16 protein-coding genes and 1 rRNA gene are annotated in these 16,528 nt (G+C 50.8%); 16 read left to right on the top strand and 1 reads right to left on the bottom strand.

The features are described from left to right. The first annotated feature begins 7 nt into the window (after positions 1 to 7). From rrf to pssA, 8 genes are all read left to right on the top strand, one after another. Positions 8 to 124: ribosomal RNA gene (gene rrf, locus K7397_RS15355) — 5S ribosomal RNA — on the top strand. 326 nt (positions 125 to 450) lie between these two features. Continuing rightward, positions 451 to 912 carry a CtsR family transcriptional regulator gene (locus K7397_RS15350; protein ID WP_223068814.1) on the top strand — a complete coding sequence of 154 codons (462 nt, stop codon included), beginning with the start codon at positions 451 to 453 and terminating at the stop codon, positions 910 to 912. A 70-nt stretch (positions 913 to 982) separates the two neighbouring features. Beyond that, positions 983 to 1,501: a protein-arginine kinase activator protein McsA gene (locus K7397_RS15345; RefSeq protein ID WP_223068813.1), complete on the top strand. Its 519-nt coding sequence runs from the start codon at positions 983 to 985 to the stop codon at positions 1,499 to 1,501. 12 nt (positions 1,502 to 1,513) lie between these two features. Beyond that, on the top strand, positions 1,514 to 2,581 hold the full coding sequence (locus K7397_RS15340) for a protein-arginine kinase McsB (RefSeq protein ID WP_223068812.1): 1,068 nt from the start codon (positions 1,514 to 1,516) through the stop codon (positions 2,579 to 2,581). Between the two features lie 53 nt (positions 2,582 to 2,634). Next, positions 2,635 to 5,079, top strand: coding sequence for an ATP-dependent protease ATP-binding subunit ClpC (gene clpC, locus K7397_RS15335; protein ID WP_223068811.1), 2,445 nt, complete (start codon positions 2,635 to 2,637; stop codon positions 5,077 to 5,079). Positions 5,080 to 5,355: 276 nt separating this feature from the next. Further along, positions 5,356 to 6,723: a DNA repair protein RadA gene (gene radA, locus K7397_RS15330; RefSeq protein ID WP_223068810.1), complete on the top strand. Its 1,368-nt coding sequence runs from the start codon at positions 5,356 to 5,358 to the stop codon at positions 6,721 to 6,723. A 15-nt stretch (positions 6,724 to 6,738) separates the two neighbouring features. Continuing rightward, entirely contained in the window at positions 6,739 to 7,815 is a 1,077-nt protein-coding gene (gene disA / locus K7397_RS15325; RefSeq protein ID WP_223068809.1) for a DNA integrity scanning diadenylate cyclase DisA, read from the top strand. A 171-nt stretch (positions 7,816 to 7,986) separates the two neighbouring features. Further along, positions 7,987 to 8,718: a CDP-diacylglycerol--serine O-phosphatidyltransferase gene (pssA, locus tag K7397_RS15320; protein WP_223068808.1), complete on the top strand. Its 732-nt coding sequence runs from the start codon at positions 7,987 to 7,989 to the stop codon at positions 8,716 to 8,718. Positions 8,719 to 8,900: 182 nt separating this feature from the next. On the opposite strand, the gene K7397_RS15315 is transcribed toward pssA, so the two are convergent. Beyond that, positions 8,901 to 9,296, bottom strand: a complete 396-nt coding sequence (locus K7397_RS15315; protein ID WP_223068807.1) for a nucleoside triphosphate pyrophosphohydrolase family protein — start codon at positions 9,294 to 9,296, stop codon at positions 8,901 to 8,903. 195 nt (positions 9,297 to 9,491) lie between these two features. Between K7397_RS15315 and K7397_RS15310 the strand changes: the two genes are divergently transcribed. From K7397_RS15310 to K7397_RS15275, 8 genes are all read left to right on the top strand, one after another. Then, positions 9,492 to 10,577 carry a PIN/TRAM domain-containing protein gene (locus K7397_RS15310; protein ID WP_223068806.1) on the top strand — a complete coding sequence of 362 codons (1,086 nt, stop codon included), beginning with the start codon at positions 9,492 to 9,494 and terminating at the stop codon, positions 10,575 to 10,577. Positions 10,578 to 10,681: 104 nt separating this feature from the next. After that, the gene (gene ispD, locus K7397_RS15305; protein ID WP_273545632.1) at positions 10,682 to 11,398 is read left to right on the top strand and encodes a 2-C-methyl-D-erythritol 4-phosphate cytidylyltransferase; all 717 of its coding nucleotides are present in this window, start codon (positions 10,682 to 10,684) and stop codon (positions 11,396 to 11,398) included. After that, positions 11,395 to 11,877: a 2-C-methyl-D-erythritol 2,4-cyclodiphosphate synthase gene (gene ispF, locus K7397_RS15300; RefSeq protein ID WP_223068805.1), complete on the top strand. Its 483-nt coding sequence runs from the start codon at positions 11,395 to 11,397 to the stop codon at positions 11,875 to 11,877. The genes ispD and ispF overlap by 4 nt, the downstream gene beginning before the upstream one ends. Positions 11,878 to 11,967: 90 nt before the next feature. Further along, entirely contained in the window at positions 11,968 to 13,425 is a 1,458-nt protein-coding gene (gene gltX / locus K7397_RS15295) for a glutamate--tRNA ligase (protein WP_223068804.1), read from the top strand. A 167-nt stretch (positions 13,426 to 13,592) separates the two neighbouring features. After that, complete coding sequence (locus K7397_RS15290) at positions 13,593 to 13,763, top strand: hypothetical protein (RefSeq protein ID WP_223068803.1); 171 nt, start codon at positions 13,593 to 13,595, stop codon at positions 13,761 to 13,763. Between the two features lie 150 nt (positions 13,764 to 13,913). Next, positions 13,914 to 14,588 carry a serine O-acetyltransferase gene (gene cysE / locus K7397_RS15285; protein WP_223068802.1) on the top strand — a complete coding sequence of 225 codons (675 nt, stop codon included), beginning with the start codon at positions 13,914 to 13,916 and terminating at the stop codon, positions 14,586 to 14,588. Between the two features lie 79 nt (positions 14,589 to 14,667). Then, a complete protein-coding gene (gene cysS, locus K7397_RS15280; RefSeq protein ID WP_223068801.1) occupies positions 14,668 to 16,071 on the top strand; it encodes a cysteine--tRNA ligase in 1,404 nt (467 codons plus the stop codon). Next, on the top strand, positions 16,068 to 16,523 hold the full coding sequence (locus K7397_RS15275; RefSeq protein WP_223068800.1) for a Mini-ribonuclease 3: 456 nt from the start codon (positions 16,068 to 16,070) through the stop codon (positions 16,521 to 16,523). Before cysS ends, K7397_RS15275 begins: the two co-directional genes overlap by 4 nt. The last annotated feature ends 5 nt before the right edge of the window (positions 16,524 to 16,528 follow it).

The following is a 16,528-nucleotide window of genomic DNA, read 5'->3' as shown; positions in this document are numbered from 1 at the left end:
ATGCCCGTTTGGTGGCGATGGCGGAGGGGTTCCACACGTACCCATCCCGAACACGACCGTTAAGCCCTCCAGCGCCAATGGTACTTGGACCGAAGGGTCCTGGGAGAGTAGGACGCCGCCAAGCGAAGAACCACTGCCGATCATCGGTGGTGGTTTTTATTTTTTTCCACAATTGTAGCCTCTCCGATCAATTTCCCGTATATAAGTTAAAGTTTCTTTTTTGCAGTTCTCGTCCTTTGTTTCCGAATGCATCTCAAACGGTTAATAAATATCAAGTCTTCTAACACGAATATTTCACCCCCTGCAGGATCAAAATAATTATAAAAACGTGGGCTCTTGGCAAATATAAAAAATGTGCTATAATAAAAATAAAGTCAAAGAAAGTCAAAGTCAGTTGGGAATGATTTCTTGACTTTTCTGCTTGCTCAAACAGCAATGGAGGGAAAGGGAATGCGTAATATCTCCGATATTATTGAACAATACCTAAAAAGTATTCTTCAAGAAAGTCCTTCCGGCGCCGTGGAAATTCAGCGGAATGATTTGGCTGATAAATTTTCGTGCGTACCTTCCCAGATCAATTATGTAATAAGTACAAGATTTACGCTGGAGAAGGGATATCTGGTGGAAAGCAAACGCGGGGGCGGAGGATACATCCGCATCCGGCGCGTAGAGCTTCCCGGTCCAACGTCGCTTCACACGCATCTTCACCAGACGATCGGCTCGGAAATCGGGCAATTGGCCGCGGAAGGGCTTATTTATCAACTGGAGGAAGCAAGAGTGCTTACTTTGCGGGAAGCCAATCTGATGCGGGCGGCAATTTCAAGGGATGTACTGATGTTAAAATTGCCATATAGGGATCAGATCCGCGCTAATATCATGAAGGCAATGCTGATCTCTTTATTAAGCAGGTAACTGTTCAAGAAACAGATCTTGTTTTTCCACACAGGTTAGGCTTGGATATTCCATGAAGGAGGGAAGTCTAATGCTTTGTCAAGAATGCGGAAAACGCCCTGCCAGTCTTCATTTCAGCAAAATTGTAAATGGAGACAAGAGCGAATATCATTTATGTGAAGCCTGCGCACGGGAAAAAGGGGAACTGATTCCGGGAACGTCGGGAGGCTTCTCTATCCATAATCTTTTGTCTGGGCTGCTTAATTTCGAGGCTGTGGAGCAAGGCAAGCGTACGGTAAACCCTGAGAGCCTGAGATGCGAAGTGTGCGGGATGACTTATTCCCAATTCAGCAAATTGGGACGCTTCGGCTGCAGCTCCTGCTATAAATACTTTAACAATCGATTGGATCCGCTGTTCAAAAGAGTTCATGGCAGCACCGTCCATACCGGGAAAGTACCGCTTCGGGTCGGTGGTGAAATCAAGACGAAACGGCAGATCGAAACGCTGAAGCGTCGCCTTCAGGACAGCATCGATCATGAAGAGTTCGAGACCGCTGCACAGCTCAGGGACCAAATCCGGGAGTTGGAGAGGCAAATCACCGAGCACTAGGGGGGATGGACAATGAATGATCTCCGTTTTACCGAGCAGCCGTTCAGTCATTGGATGAGAACAGCCGGAAATGAGTCGGAAATTGTTATCAGCAGCAGGGTCCGGATTGCGCGGAATTTGCAGAAACATCCTTTCCCGCTTCTGGCGACCAATCAGCATCTGGAAGAAGTGCAACAAGAGCTGAGACAGGTGCTGAAAGATCCGAGACTTAAAGCATATGGTGTCTTGCATCCGATCCAGCTGTCCGAAACCGATGATCTCAATAAAAAAATGCTGGTGGAGAAGCACCTGATTAGTCCAAGTTTGGCAAATGAATCGAGAAATGGCGCTGTCTACATTAGTGAAGATGAAAGTTTGAGCATCATGGTTAACGAAGAGGACCATCTTCGCATTCAATGTTTGTATCCGGGTTTTCAAATTAAAGAAGCCTGGGAGAAAGCGTCGGCGGTCGATGATATTTTTGAAGATCATGTAACTTATGCTTTTGATGATAAAAGAGGGTATTTGACGAGTTGTCCTACGAATGTAGGCACAGGTCTTCGGGCTTCTGTCATGATGCACCTGCCCGCCCTGGTACTTACGCAGCAGATCAACCGCATTCTGTCCGCGGTATCCCAGATCGGTTTGACCGTACGGGGAATCTACGGTGAGGGCAGTGAGGCCATGGGGAACTTGTTTCAAATCTCAAATCAGATTACACTGGGACAAAGCGAAGCTGAAATTATCGATAATCTTCGCAGCGTTGTCCTTCAGATCATCGGTCATGAGAAAGCTGCCCGCGAAAGACTGATGAGCGAATCCCGGCTCCGGGTTACCGACCGGGTGATGCGATCTTTCGGCATTCTGTCCTATGCCGCCGTTATTGACTCGAAGGAAGCCGCACAGCGGCTGTCCGATGTACGGCTCGGCATCAATCTGGGGCTGATTGACGGGATAGCGCCTCAAACGATGAATGAGCTGATGGTGCTTACCCAGCCGGGCTTTTTGTACAAAAGCTTTAACGGCAAGATCGAAGCTGGGGAGATGGATATGTACCGTGCCAAGCTCATTCGGCAAAAGTTGGGTAAAAGCTTGAAGTGAATGCTGTACAATTTTACAAGAGGTAAAATTACCAATCATGGAGGTGCAGGAGAATGATGTTTGGAAGATTTACGGAACGAGCGCAAAAAGTGTTGGCCCTGGCTCAAGAAGAAGCCGTCCGACTTGGTCATAACAATATCGGAACAGAACATATTTTGCTTGGCCTGATTCGTGAAGGGGATGGCATTGCCGCCAAAGCTCTGATCGGTCTTGGCCTTGGTCTTGAGAAAATCCAGGATGAAGTGGAGACTTTGATTGGACGGGGACAGGAACAGCCGACCAACATTGCCTATACTCCGCGAGCCAAAAAAGTGATTGAGCTTTCGATGGATGAAGCGCGCAAGCTGGGTCATACGTATGTGGGCACGGAGCACATTTTGCTTGGTCTGATCCGCGAAGGGGAAGGCGTAGCCGCTCGTGTGCTTAACAACCTGGGCATCAGCCTGAACAAGGCCCGTCAACAGGTGCTGCAGCTGCTTGGAAGCAGCGAGGCAGTCTCCAGCCATCACGGCACTCCGGCAAACGTAAATACGCCAACGCTGGATAGTCTGGCCCGTGATCTGACTGCCATTGCGAAAGAAGGGAACCTGGATCCGGTCATTGGCCGAAGCAAGGAAATTGAACGCGTCATCCAGGTGCTCAGCCGCCGGACGAAAAACAATCCGGTATTGATCGGTGAGCCGGGCGTCGGGAAGACGGCCATTGCCGAAGGATTGGCGCAAAAAATTATCAATAACGAAATTCCGGAGACGCTCAGAGACAAAAGAGTCATGACGCTGGATATGGGCTCCGTAGTCGCCGGAACGAAGTACCGCGGTGAATTCGAAGATCGTCTTAAGAAGATTATGGACGAAATTCGTCAAGCCGGTAATATCATCCTGTTCATCGACGAGCTGCATACGCTGATTGGAGCAGGCGGGGCCGAAGGAGCCATCGACGCATCCAATATCCTTAAACCGGCGCTTGCCCGGGGCGAACTGCAGTGCATTGGCGCGACAACGCTGGATGAATACCGCAAATATATTGAAAAGGATGCTGCGCTGGAACGCCGTTTCCAACCGATTACCGTTGACCAGCCTTCTCCGGAAGAAGCCATTCAAATTTTGATGGGACTTCGGGATCGTTATGAGGCGCACCATCGGGTGAAAATTACGGATGAGGCGATCGAGCAGGCCGTCAAATTGTCGGACCGCTATATCCCGGACCGGTTCCTGCCGGACAAGGCGATTGACCTGATCGACGAAGCGGGTTCCAAAGTAAGGCTGAACTCCTACACGATTCCGCCGAACCTGAAGCAGCTTGAAAGCCGTCTGGAAGATATTCGGAAGGAAAAGGATGCGGCTGTTCAGTCCCAGGAGTTCGAGAAAGCGGCAGCCCTTCGGGATACGGAACAAAAACTCCGCGAAGAGCTGGAGACAACCAAGAACCAGTGGAAAGAAAAACAAGGACGCACCGATTCCGAAGTGACTCCGGAAGATATCGCCCAGGTGGTAGCCAGTTGGACCGGCATTCCGGTGAACAAGCTGAAGGAAGAGGAAACGGAACGTCTGATGAACATGGAGCAAATTCTGCATGAGCGCGTCATCGGTCAGGATGAAGCCGTTAAAGCGGTCAGCCGCGCCATTCGCCGCGCCCGTGCCGGTCTGAAGGATCCGAAGCGTCCGATGGGCTCCTTTATTTTCCTGGGACCTACCGGTGTAGGTAAGACCGAGCTGGCCCGGGCACTTGCCGAAGCGATGTTCGGCGACGAGAACGCCGTCATCCGGATCGACATGTCGGAATACATGGAGAAACATTCAACCTCCCGTCTTGTCGGGGCTCCTCCAGGATATGTCGGCTACGAAGAAGGCGGCCAATTGACCGAGAAGGTACGCCGCAAGCCTTATTCCGTAGTCCTTCTGGATGAGATTGAAAAGGCGCATCCGGAAGTATTCAATATTTTGCTCCAGGTGCTTGAAGACGGACGGCTGACGGACTCCAAAGGCCGGGTTGTCGACTTCCGCAACACTTTAATTATTCTGACTTCCAACGTGGGAGCGGAGGCAATCAAACGCAATACAACCATGGGCTTTACCGCCGTTATAGATGCGGGAGCGGATTATGACAACATGAAGGGTAAAGTGATGGATGAGCTCAAGAAGAGCTTCCGTCCTGAATTCCTGAACCGGATCGACGAAATTATCGTTTTCCATTCGCTGCAGGAATCGCATATTGCCCAAATTGTTACCCTCATGTCCGAGGAGCTTCGCAAACGTCTGCGTGAATATAATGTGGACTTCCTGCTTACGGATAAAGCGAAAGCCTTCCTGGCTAAAACAGGCTATGATCCCGCATACGGAGCGCGTCCGCTTCGCCGGGCGATTCAGAAGCATATCGAAGACCGGCTATCCGAAGAGCTGTTGACCGGGAAGGTCAAAAAAGGCGATTCCCTGGTTATTGATGAAGAAAACGGCGAGCTTACGGTTAGTCCGGCAGGCAAAATTTCTACAGAAGCATAAAATCGTTAGTTCATATAAGCTGTTCCGGCAGGATGACTGTCCGGGGCAGCTTTTTGCTTTGTCCGGAAAGTAGTGCCGCGGTGGTAAGACGGGATATTCATTATATGAAAGGTTTAGCCGATGAATAAGTTGTGAGAAATGAAACGGGAAGAATCTTTTGTTATGACACCAGAAATGGTAAACTTTTAATGAGCAGTCCATTTTTTTAACTTCCAGTTATTTAACAATACATGTTGCCCTCGCGGCTTAAGGGAATGGTTTAATAAGGAGAGGTAAATGGCAAAGACAAAGTCCAAATTTTTCTGCACGGAATGCGGTTATGAAACGCCGAAATGGTATGGGAAGTGTCCGGGTTGCGGCGCTTGGAATTCCATGGTGGAAGAACTGGAGACGGTGGTAAAAACCCAGGGGATGACCACGGGGATATTCCAAAGTAAAGAAAAGCCGCTTCCCATCATAAGCATAGATAGTGGCAAGGAACAGAGAGTTCAGACAGGAATCGGCGAATTGAACCGGGTTCTTGGCGGAGGTCTTGTCCCGGGATCACTTGTGCTCGTTGGCGGTGATCCGGGGATCGGCAAATCGACGCTTTTGCTGCAAACTTCTCATGAGCTTGCCAAATCCGGCCTGAGAATCCTTTATATTTCGGGCGAGGAATCGGTAAAGCAGACGAAAATGCGGGCGGAACGACTCGGTGCCTTATCTCCTGAGCTCTATGTCCTTTGTGAAAGCAGTGTTGAGCGGATTGAGGAAGCTATTGACAGCGTGAAGCCGGATTTCCTGGTTATTGACTCGATCCAGACCGTCTACTTGGCGGATATTACGAGTGCGCCGGGAAGCGTGTCGCAAGTGCGTGAATGTACCGGAAGATTTATGCGTATCGCCAAAGGACAGGGAATCGCTACGGTGCTGGTGGGTCATGTGACGAAGGAAGGGGCGATTGCCGGCCCGAGAATGCTGGAGCATATGGTGGATTGCGTTCTGTATTTCGAAGGCGAACGGCATCATACGTACAGGCTGCTTCGTGCGGTGAAGAACCGTTTCGGCAGCACCAATGAAATTGGCATCTTCGAGATGAATGAATCCGGTTTGACGGAAGTGTCGAATCCTTCCGAACTGTTCCTGTCCGAACGTTCTGCCGGGGCTTCAGGCTCAACGGTTGTGGCGAGCATGGAGGGGACGCGCCCGATGCTTGTCGAACTGCAGGCGCTCATAGCCGCCACGCATTTCCCGTCGCCGAGACGGATGGGGACCGGTGTGGATCATCATCGGATGAATCTCATCATTGCCGTACTGGAGAAGCGGATGGGCATGTTTCTTCAGAATCAGGATGCTTATCTGAATGTAGCCGGCGGGGTTCGGCTCGATGAACCGGCTGTTGACCTGGCTATCGCCGTCAGTATCGCTTCCAGCTTCCGTGATATTCCGACGAAGCCGGATGATGTCATTTTTGGCGAGGTTGGTCTGACCGGAGAGGTAAGAGCCGTCTCCCGAACGGAACAGCGGGTCAGGGAGGCAGCAAAGCTAGGTTTCAAGCGAGTTATTCTTCCCGAAAAAAGTCTAAAGGGCTGGAAAAGCCCCAAAGAAATACAAGTAATCGGTGTGAACACCGTTGCAGATGCGCTAGCGGTCGCGTTAGATTAGGGGGCACGAAAGAAAATGAAAGAACCAAACCAAGTGGATAAAATGAACGACCTGCTTCGGCTTGTCGCGCCGGGGACCGCTTTCCGGGATGGGCTTGAGAACGTGCTTCGGGCAAAGACAGGCGGCCTGCTTGTGGTCGGCTACAGCCCGGAAGTGATGGAGGTGGTTGAAGGAGGTTTTTTCATCAACTGTGACTTCACCCCAAACTATTTGTATGAGCTTGCCAAAATGGACGGTGCCATCATTCTCAGCGAGGATCTGAAGCGGATTCTGTACGCCAATACACAGCTCATTCCGGATTCTTCCATCTCTTCTACGGAGACGGGGATTCGCCATCGTACGGCCGAGCGTGTAGCGAAGCAGACAGGCAAGCTCGTCGTTTCGATTTCACAGCGGCGTAATATCATCACGTTGTACCAGGGCGGGCTCCGATATTCGCTGAAGGAGATCGGGGTTATCCTGACAAAAGCGAACCAGGCGATTCAGACTCTGGAGAAATACAGATCCGTTTTGAACCAGGCCATGACCAATTTGTCGGCTTCCGAATTTGAAGAGCTTGTAACTCTGCCTGAAGTCATTAATGTGATTCAGCGGGTTGAAATGGTGATTCGGGTCAAGCTGGAGATCAAGCGGTTCATCAATGAATTGGGCACGGAAGGCCGGCTGATCAGCATGCAGATGGAAGAGCTGGTCAGCAATATGGAAGAAGAAGCATGGCTCTTGTATAAGGACTATGCCAAAGAAGACGATGATGACTCGATCCGGAATATTATAATGGGGCTCAAGCGTTCCAGCGATGATGAACTGCTGGATGTACACCACCTTACCCGGCTGCTGGGGTACCCTTCCTCCGCCGCAACATCGGAAGAAATGATTGCGCCAAGAGGTTACCGAATCCTGAACAAGATTCCAAGACTGCCTAATGTGATCATCCATAATCTGGTGGAGCGTTTCGAACAGCTTCCCGGCGTCATGATGGCCTCGATTGAAGAATTGGATGAGGTGGACGGTATTGGCGAGGTTCGCGCCCGGGCGATCAAGGAAGGGTTGAAACGTCTTCAGGAACAAGCTTTCATTGACAGACAAATATGAATGCCATAGAATACATGAGTGATATTCATTGACAGATTGAAACAATTGAAATAGAATGAACATTTATGTTATATATGGATGCCCGGTCATTACGGGGCGTTCCAATAATACTATGTAATTTTCTTATTGTATCCGGCGTTATCCAAGAACAATAATGATTGAGGTGAAAAAATGATAACGAAGTCAATTCCGAACATGTTTACCTTGGGTAACTTGTTTCTCGGAATGGTCGCCATCATGTTGACCCAGAGCGACAAATACAGTTTGGCGGCAATTATGGTTATTGTGGCTATGCTGCTCGACGGACTGGACGGTCGTGCCGCGCGGGTGCTGAAGTGCCAAAGCGAATTTGGTAAAGAGCTCGACTCATTATCGGATGTCATTTCCTTCGGAATTGCGCCTGCTATGATCATGTACAGCATTTCGTTTCACAGTCTACCTACAGCGCTGGCCTGGATTGTGACGTCCATCTTTCCCATATGCGGGGCGCTTCGTTTGGCCCGTTTCAATGTTCGTCCCGGGATTCCGGGCTACTTCGTCGGACTGCCGATTCCGGCTGCGGGGAGCGTGCTGGCAACTCTTTCGTTATTCCACAAAGAGATTTCTGCGCCATATTTTATTATTGCGACGCTCTTGTTGTCTTATTTGATGGTAAGCTCGGTAAGGTATCCAAATTTCAAGAAGATCGGGCTTCCCCGTAAAGCGATTTGGATTGCTCCATGGATTGTAATCATAGCTGTGGTTATTGCGGTAAGATTCCCGGAAGAATTGTCGAAGCTGATATTTTTACCGCTTGTTGTTTATGCATTATATGGACTGAAACAAAATGTGCAGCGGATTTTTCGCAGGAAGCATCGCCGGTCAGGAACGTCAGAGGAAACTTACAGTTCCAAGAACTCATAATGAATAGTATGAACTTATAACGCAATCATTCAAAAGATTATAACGGAATCATACAAAAAGACCGTCAGGAGACATCCTGGCGGTCTTTTATGTAAAAATAGCTTTTAGATTAAAAAATTTATAGGTATTCATTTCAGAAAAGCAAAATCAGCTGTTACAGCATGCGGCAAGTGCCCGCCGCGTTATGACAGATTAAACAGGCCGAGTGTGGAACATTTACGAGATTCATTTTCCACCACTTCATCCATGTTAATATCAAGCAAGTTGCAAAGGGCCGACAAATAGAATAAATTGCGTCCAAGTTCGGAGCTGATGGCTTCGCGGCAGTTCTCGCACAAGTGTCCTTGAACATGCTTGCCAACCACTTCTTTGGCCTGTTCGAGATTCATGTCCGGCTCAAAGGATTGTTTGGTAGCGTGGAGTTCAATACAGCCGCACTCCGTTACAGCTTTGACCACGGCTCTATTAACGGATGAGCTGCTTTGGCCGGTTTTGGAAAGGACATCAAGCAGACTGCGGTGACGGAGCAGCAATTCGGAGACTTGTTCTTGAAAGGTCTGTAAGGTTAATGCGCTCATTTTTCCATCCACCTTTATATTGTTGGGTTGAACTTATTATATGTCACCACTAAAACCATTTTCAACCAGAAAAGATAGACGGTTTCCCTTTTTCTCCATGACTTCTTTCTTTCATCTGCAAAATAATTGCGTCCCTCCGGATTATGATTCCATTTTTTGGTTCATACTGAATAGCAAAAGGAGGTGAAAGGTCTCATGATAAAGAGAGCCTTTCAAATAATCACAGGCCTATGCGGAGCCTGGCTTGGATACACGAGTGAAGCAATAATCCGTATTCTTCCGCAGTCCGCCCGGATTGCACTTGACTCTATGAATGAACTTGCGGTTCATCTTATTTTCGCTGCGGCGGGAGCTTGCGCATTTCTGCTAATTTTCTCTATCTTTGCGAACATGGTTTCGAATCAGGTGCTTTCGGGGATTTCTTCGTTGGCGCGTCAGCCTATGGACCAGCTTGCAGCAGGAACAACGGGCCTGATCGCCGGGTTAGTTATAGCCCTTCTTCTTTATCCGGCAACGTCCTGGCTTGGAAACATGAGCGAATGGGTCCGTTTTGCGTTTGCTTGTCTTTTTGGATATGTCGGTCTGCGCGTAGGATTGGAGAAGAAAGAGGAGCTCGGTTCTTTCTGGAAGTCGGGCAGCTGGAGTGTAGTAAAACAGGAAGAGCAGTGGTCCCATGAGCATAAAATACTGGATACCAGCGTCATTATCGACGGACGAATTGCGGATATTTGCAAAACCGGATTCATTGAGGGGACTATCGTTATTCCTCAATTCGTTTTGGAGGAGCTCCAGCATATCGCGGATTCCTCAGACCTGCTCAAGCGGAACAGGGGACGCCGGGGACTGGATATTCTGAATAAAATTCAGAAGGAGCTCGATGTGAAGGTGCTGATCTATGAAGGGGATTTTGAAGAAATATCCGAGGTTGACAGCAAGCTTGTCAAACTGGCGAAGCTGCTCCATGGCAAGGTGGTTACCAACGACTTTAATCTGAATAAGGTTTGCGAGCTGCAGGGCGTTTCGGTGCTCAATATCAATGACCTTGCGAACGCGGTGAAGCCGGTTGTGCTGCCGGGTGAAGAAATTATGGTACAGGTGATCAAGGACGGCAAGGAATACGGACAGGGCGTAGCTTATCTGGATGACGGCACGATGATCGTCGTTGAAGGCGGGCGCGATTATATCGGCAGCATTACCGAGGTGCTGGTGACAAGCGTTCTTCAAACATCAGCCGGAAGAATGATCTTTGCCAAACCGAAACTGTTGGAAAAAGCCCAGTAAACAAGGTATGATGGAGTTAGCATGCGGACGGCGGATGACCTTCTGGAGAATAGGAGAACATCCGAAAGTCCGCTCCATTATACACAAGGCAGGTTGGGATACCATTGACGGAATCGGAAAGGCACGCGGGTGTGGTGATCGTGGCGGCAGGCCGCGGAACACGTATGGGAACCAAGGAAAACAAGCAGTATCTGCTGCTTGATGGGAAGCCGATTGTTGTACATACGCTGGAAGCGTTCCAGAGGGAACCTCTGATCTCGGAAATCGTGCTTGTTACAGGATCGCAGGATGTTGACCGCTGTAAAGCGTGGATAGAGACTTATGGCCTGAAGAAAGTCACCCGGGTCATTTCGGGCGGAGAAGAACGCCAGCATTCGGTTTACAAAGGATTGAAAGCATTGAACGCAGAATGGGTGCTTGTACACGACGGGGTTCGACCGTTTGTGTCCGGCAAGCACATTCGTTCCTGCTGCGAAGCTGCATGGGAAAGCGGTGCAGCCGTGTTGGCCGTACCGGTCAAAGACACCGTCAAGGTAGCCGACGCAAGGGGCTTTGTCAGCTCAACACCGGACAGGCGGAGCTTGTGGGCGATTCAGACCCCACAGGCTTTTCGGCGTTCCGAGCTGATTCTTGCCCATGAGAGAGCCATCGTGGAGGGGTTTGCCGGGACGGATGACTCCATGCTGATGGAGCGAATGGGAACGAACGTCAAGATCGTAGAAGGGGACTACAGCAATATTAAAATTACGACCCCGGAGGATCTTGATTTTGCTGCGTTTCTCCGTTCAAGAGTAGAGTCAAAAGGGGAGAACAACGAATGATTACCGTGGGACAAGGTTTTGATGTGCATCAACTGGTGGAAGGAAGGCCCTGTATTATCGGCGGCGTCACAATTCCGTTCGAAAAAGGGCTGCTCGGGCATTCCGATGCGGACGTGCTGCTTCATGCCGTCAGCGACGCGATTCTCGGGGCCATCGGGGAAGGAGACATCGGCCGCCATTTTCCGGATACGGACGAAGCCTATAAAGGGGCCGACAGCCTGGAGCTGCTGCGCAAAGTATGGGAAATGGCGGCCTGTAAAGGCTGGACGCTGGGCAACCTTGACGCAACCATCATCGCCCAGCGCCCCAAAATGGCGCCTTATATTCCGCAAATGATGGATATTATTGCGGGAGCGCTTCAGGCAGAAGTCTCCAAGGTGAACATCAAGGCGACAACCACGGAGCAGCTTGGCTTTACAGGCAGAGGCGAAGGCATTGCGGCGCAGTGTATTGTCTGCCTGGTTCAAGGTGTGCTATGATCGTGTGATGTACGAGAGATACAGTACGAATACGTTTCACACACCGCTTTATATAGTTCATTTGTATAGCAAAATTGGAGGGGATCGAAAGTGACCGAAGTCCGCGTTCGCTACGCACCGAGTCCGACGGGACATTTGCATATTGGGAATGCAAGAACGGCGCTGTTCAACTACTTGTTCGCCCGCAGCCAGGGCGGCAAATTCATTATTCGTATCGAAGATACGGATGTCAAACGGAATATTGAGGGCGGAGAAGAAAGCCAGCTTAAATATTTGAAATGGCTAGGCATTGACTGGGATGAAAGCATTGATGTTGGCGGGGAATACGGACCTTACCGCCAAACGGAACGTCTTGACATATACAAAACCTATTGGCAGGATTTGCTTGACCGTGGCCTTGCTTACCGCTGCTATTGTACGGAAGAGGAGCTGGAGCAGGAGCGTGAGGAGCAGATCGCACGCGGAGAAACTCCGCGTTATTCCGGGAAGCATCGCGATTTAACGCCGGAGCAGTGCGCCGCCTTTGAAGCGGAAGGGCGGGTGCCCAGCATCCGGTTCCGCGTTCCGGAAGGACGCACTTTTGCATGGGACGACCTGGTAAAAGGCACGATTAGCGTTGAATCCGACATCTCCGGCGATTTTGTCATTGTAAAGCGGGATGGCATTCCTACTTACAACTTTGCGGTCGTTGTGGATGATTACCTGATGAAAATTACCCACGTGCTCCGGGGCGAGGACCATGTGTCCAATACTCCCCGTCAGCTTATGATTTATGATGCGCTCGGCTGGGAGCCTCCGGTGTTCGGGCATATGACCCTGATCGTCGGCGAGAACCACAAAAAGCTCAGCAAACGGGACGAGTCGATAATCCAGTTTATCGAACAGTATGACAAGCTGGGGTACCTGCCTGAAGCGCTGTTCAATTTCATTGCGCTGCTCGGGTGGTCGCCGGAAGGCGAAGAAGAGATTTTCTCCAGGGAAGAGCTGATCTCTATTTTTGACCCGAAACGGCTGTCACGCAGTCCGGCTGTGTTTGACACTCACAAGCTTGCCCATCTGAACAATCATTATATTAAAAATGCGGATCCGAAGAGGATCGCTGATCTGGCTATTCCGCATCTTCAGCAGGCTTCCCGTCTTCCCGGTCAGCTTACGCAAGAGCAGCGCGAATGGGCCGAGGCGCTGGTGGCCCTGTATCAGGAGCAGATGACGGCGGCATCGGATATTGTGGATTTATCCGGTTTGTTCTTCCGCACTCATCTTGAAATGGATTCCGAAGCAGCGGCTATTCTGGGCGAAGAACAGGTTCCGGCCGTGCTCAAGGCCTTCTTGGACAAGCTGTCAGCCAGCGAAGAGTTTAACGCGGCGCATATCGCAAAGCTGATCAAGGAAGTGCAAAAGGAAACCGGCTATAAAGGCAAACAGCTGTTTATGCCGATCCGTGTAGCGCTTACGGGACAAATGCATGGGCGGGATCTGAACCAAACCATTTACTTGCTGGGCAAGGACACCGTCCTGGATCGTTTGAATTCCCAGATAAAAGGCTGACGATTATCTTGTCAGCGGCTGTACTTTTGGATAAGATGGAAGTGTCCATTTTAGATCATAAAGTCCAAGATCAATGATGATCATTTCATAGCATAACAACACAAGCATGATTAAATGAAAAGCAATGAACAGGAGAAGTATGCCTGACAGCGTGCGCTACAGAGAGGGTGACCTTTAACGTTCCTGCCGGGACGTTGCTGGCTGAGAGTGATCCGAAGTACGGCGGGCAGAAATGCACCTGGGAGCTGCGGCTTGAGCGCGGGAGTCATCTTCCTAGCGTTAGAGTGCGCCGGCTTGTCCCCGTTAAGGACATGGAGAAGATCGCCTCTTGCATTTAACGCTGGTGCTTTCGGTCAGGGCCGGCGCTAAACAAGGGACGATAAGCAGAGTGGGACCGCGCGGGGAGCGTCTCTGCAGCTTTTTGCTGCAGGGGCGCTCTTTTTAAACGATAAGATAGTATAACACAAGGCCAGGGGAGAGTGGCTAGCATGTTCAAAACATTCAGATCGGATATCCAGGCTGTCTTTGAAAATGATCCTGCGGCCAGAAGCAAGTTCGAAGTGGTCTTTACGTATTCCGGACTTCATGCGATCTGGAGCCATCGGATTGCGCATGCTTTTTACCGCCGGCGCTGGTTTACGGTTGCCCGAATCATTTCCCAGGTCAGCCGTTTTTTTACCGGAATCGAAATCCATCCTGGCGCTGTCATTGGAAAACGGCTGTTTATTGACCACGGCATGGGTGTTGTCATCGGAGAGACTTGCGAGATCGGCGACGATGTGGTTATCTATCAAGGAGTGACGCTCGGCGGAAGCGGCAAGGAAAAGGGGAAACGCCATCCTACGATCGGCAACAACGTCGTCATCGGGTCGGGCGCCAAAATTTTGGGCTCTTTCAAGGTGGGCGACCAAAGCAATATCGGCGCGAATTCTGTCGTTCTTAAAGAGGTGCCCCCGGACACTACGGTTGTCGGAATTCCGGGAAAAATCGTGAGACAGGGCGGCAAGCGGACAGACCGGCTGACTCATGAGCTCCCGGACCCGGTCGTCGATGCGCTTCAGTCCATGCATGAGGAAATGGAAAAGCTGCGCAGTGAAATAGAAGAGCTCAAAAAGCAGCTTGAGCAGGAAAAAAAGGGCGATAGAATCACATTGCCCGATTAAGGATAGAATGGTGACAACATCTCTACTACGGGAAACGGTATCCGCCCGGGGTACCGCAGGAAAGGAATGTGAGGCTTCAATGGCTCTTCAAATCTATAATACGTTATCAAGAAAAAAAGAAACGTTCACTCCCCAAACGCCGGGGACAGCGACCATGTATGTCTGCGGGCCGACAGTTTATGGCTATATCCATATCGGGAATGCGCGTCCGATGATCTTTTTTGACGTAGTGCGCAGCTATTTGGAAAATCAGTCCTATGACGCGAAATATGTCGTCAACTTTACGGATGTGGATGACAAATTGATCCGGATAGCGGCCGAAATGGGCAAAACGGTGCCGGAAGTTGCGGACAAGTTCATTCAGGCTTATTACGAAGATCTGGACGGACTCGGCATTCCGCGGGCCACGGCAAACCCCCGGGTGACGGAAAATATGGATCTGATCATCGAGTTTATCGCAGGTCTGGTGGATAAAGGGTACGCCTATGAAAACGGGGGGGACGTGTTCTTCCGCACCTCCAGATTTCCGGATTACGGCAAGCTGTCGCATCAGAATATCGGAGAGCTGCAGTTCGGCATTCGGATTGACGTCGATGAGCGGAAGGAAAATCCGGTCGACTTCGTTCTGTGGAAGGCCGCCAAGCCGGGTGAAATTTATTGGTCCAGTCCCTGGGGAGACGGGCGTCCGGGCTGGCACATTGAATGCTCGGCCATGGCGCGCAGTCTGCTGGGAGACACGATCGACATCCACGGCGGCGGTCAGGATTTGCAGTTCCCGCACCATGAGTGCGAATGCGCGCAATCGGAAGCTTTCACCGGCAAGCCGCTGGCGAACTATTGGATGCATAACGGGTATATTAATATCGGCGGGGAAAAAATGTCGAAATCGCTGGGCAACGGCGTTCTCGTCAAGGACCTTCGCAAGGCTTACAAGCGCACGGCGCTTCGGTATTTCATGCTGTCGGCCCATTACCGCAATCCGCTGAATTTTACGGATGAAATTTTGGCTCAGGCCGAGCGCAGCGTGGAACGGATCGCGAACGCGGCAGGCAATGTGCTTCACCGCTTGAATGAAGCTCAGGGCGCTGTCGGCGAAGCATCTCCGGATTTCAAGGAGAAGCTGGACCGGATATTGCAGCAGTTCCACGAGAAAATGCAGGATGATTTCAATACGCCGGATGCCATTACGGCTGTGTTTGACTGGGTCAGCGAAGTCAACCTGCTGCTGCAGGAGCCTGCTGTAAGCAAGGCAGACCTGGAGGCGGCCCTGTCCGTATTTAACGAGATGAACGGCGTGCTGCGGATTTATGAGCAGGAAGCGGCCGAACTGCCCGGCGAGGATATCGAACGCCTGATTGCCGAACGTACGGAAGCGCGGAAGGCCAAAAACTGGGCAAGAGCGGATGAAATCCGCGATTTGCTGGATAGCCAGGGCATTCTTCTGGAGGATACCCCGCAGGGGATCCGGTGGCGCCGCAAATGACGGGCGCAAGTCATGGAAACGGGAGCGGCGGAGAGATCCGGCCGCTCTGGTTTCCTTATCAAGCATCCAAGCCGGCCCGTCTGCTGCCTCCGCTCGTTCTGGCCTACATCGGAGACGCGGTGTTTGAAGTAGCGGTCCGCCAGTATTTGATAGCACGGCCGAACCTGAGGCCGCACCATCTTCATGTTCAGGCGACCCGCTTTGTATCGGCCAAATCACAGGCTAGGCTGTTGTCGCTGCTGGAGCCGGAGCTGACCGAGGAGGAGCAGGATATCGTCCGGAAGGGGCGGAATGCCAAGTCGGGCAGTATCCCGAAAAATGCGAACGTGCTTGAATACCGTCACGCGACAGCGATGGAATGCCTGGTCGGGTATTTGTATTACAGCGGCTCTCATGAGCGGATGCTGCAGCTGATTGATCATGGTTTGAAGCTCCTTGAAAAAGCTGATTAAGCTGC

This window comes from Paenibacillus caui, assembly GCF_019904135.1.
Taxonomy (GTDB): Bacteria; Bacillota; Bacilli; order Paenibacillales; family Paenibacillaceae; genus Fontibacillus; species Fontibacillus caui.
This window is presented reverse-complemented; position numbering and strand designations above follow the sequence as displayed.

Bases quoted from the DNA above. Each gene is read 5' to 3' on its own strand.
- K7397_RS15350 (WP_223068814.1), top strand. From the start codon at position 451: ATGCGTAATATCTCCGATATTATTGAACAATACCTAAAAAGTATTCTT.
- K7397_RS15345 (WP_223068813.1), top strand. From the start codon at position 983: ATGCTTTGTCAAGAATGCGGAAAACGCCCTGCCAGTCTTCATTTCAGC.
- K7397_RS15340 (WP_223068812.1), top strand. From the start codon at position 1,514: ATGAATGATCTCCGTTTTACCGAGCAGCCGTTCAGTCATTGGATGAGA.
- clpC (WP_223068811.1), top strand. From the start codon at position 2,635: ATGATGTTTGGAAGATTTACGGAACGAGCGCAAAAAGTGTTGGCCCTG.
- radA (WP_223068810.1), top strand. From the start codon at position 5,356: ATGGCAAAGACAAAGTCCAAATTTTTCTGCACGGAATGCGGTTATGAA.
- disA (WP_223068809.1), top strand. From the start codon at position 6,739: ATGAAAGAACCAAACCAAGTGGATAAAATGAACGACCTGCTTCGGCTT.
- pssA (WP_223068808.1), top strand. From the start codon at position 7,987: ATGATAACGAAGTCAATTCCGAACATGTTTACCTTGGGTAACTTGTTT.
- K7397_RS15315 (WP_223068807.1), bottom strand. From the start codon at position 9,296: ATGAGCGCATTAACCTTACAGACCTTTCAAGAACAAGTCTCCGAATTG.
- K7397_RS15310 (WP_223068806.1), top strand. From the start codon at position 9,492: ATGATAAAGAGAGCCTTTCAAATAATCACAGGCCTATGCGGAGCCTGG.
- ispF (WP_223068805.1), top strand. From the start codon at position 11,395: ATGATTACCGTGGGACAAGGTTTTGATGTGCATCAACTGGTGGAAGGA.
- cysE (WP_223068802.1), top strand. From the start codon at position 13,914: ATGTTCAAAACATTCAGATCGGATATCCAGGCTGTCTTTGAAAATGAT.
- cysS (WP_223068801.1), top strand. From the start codon at position 14,668: ATGGCTCTTCAAATCTATAATACGTTATCAAGAAAAAAAGAAACGTTC.
- K7397_RS15275 (WP_223068800.1), top strand. From the start codon at position 16,068: ATGACGGGCGCAAGTCATGGAAACGGGAGCGGCGGAGAGATCCGGCCG.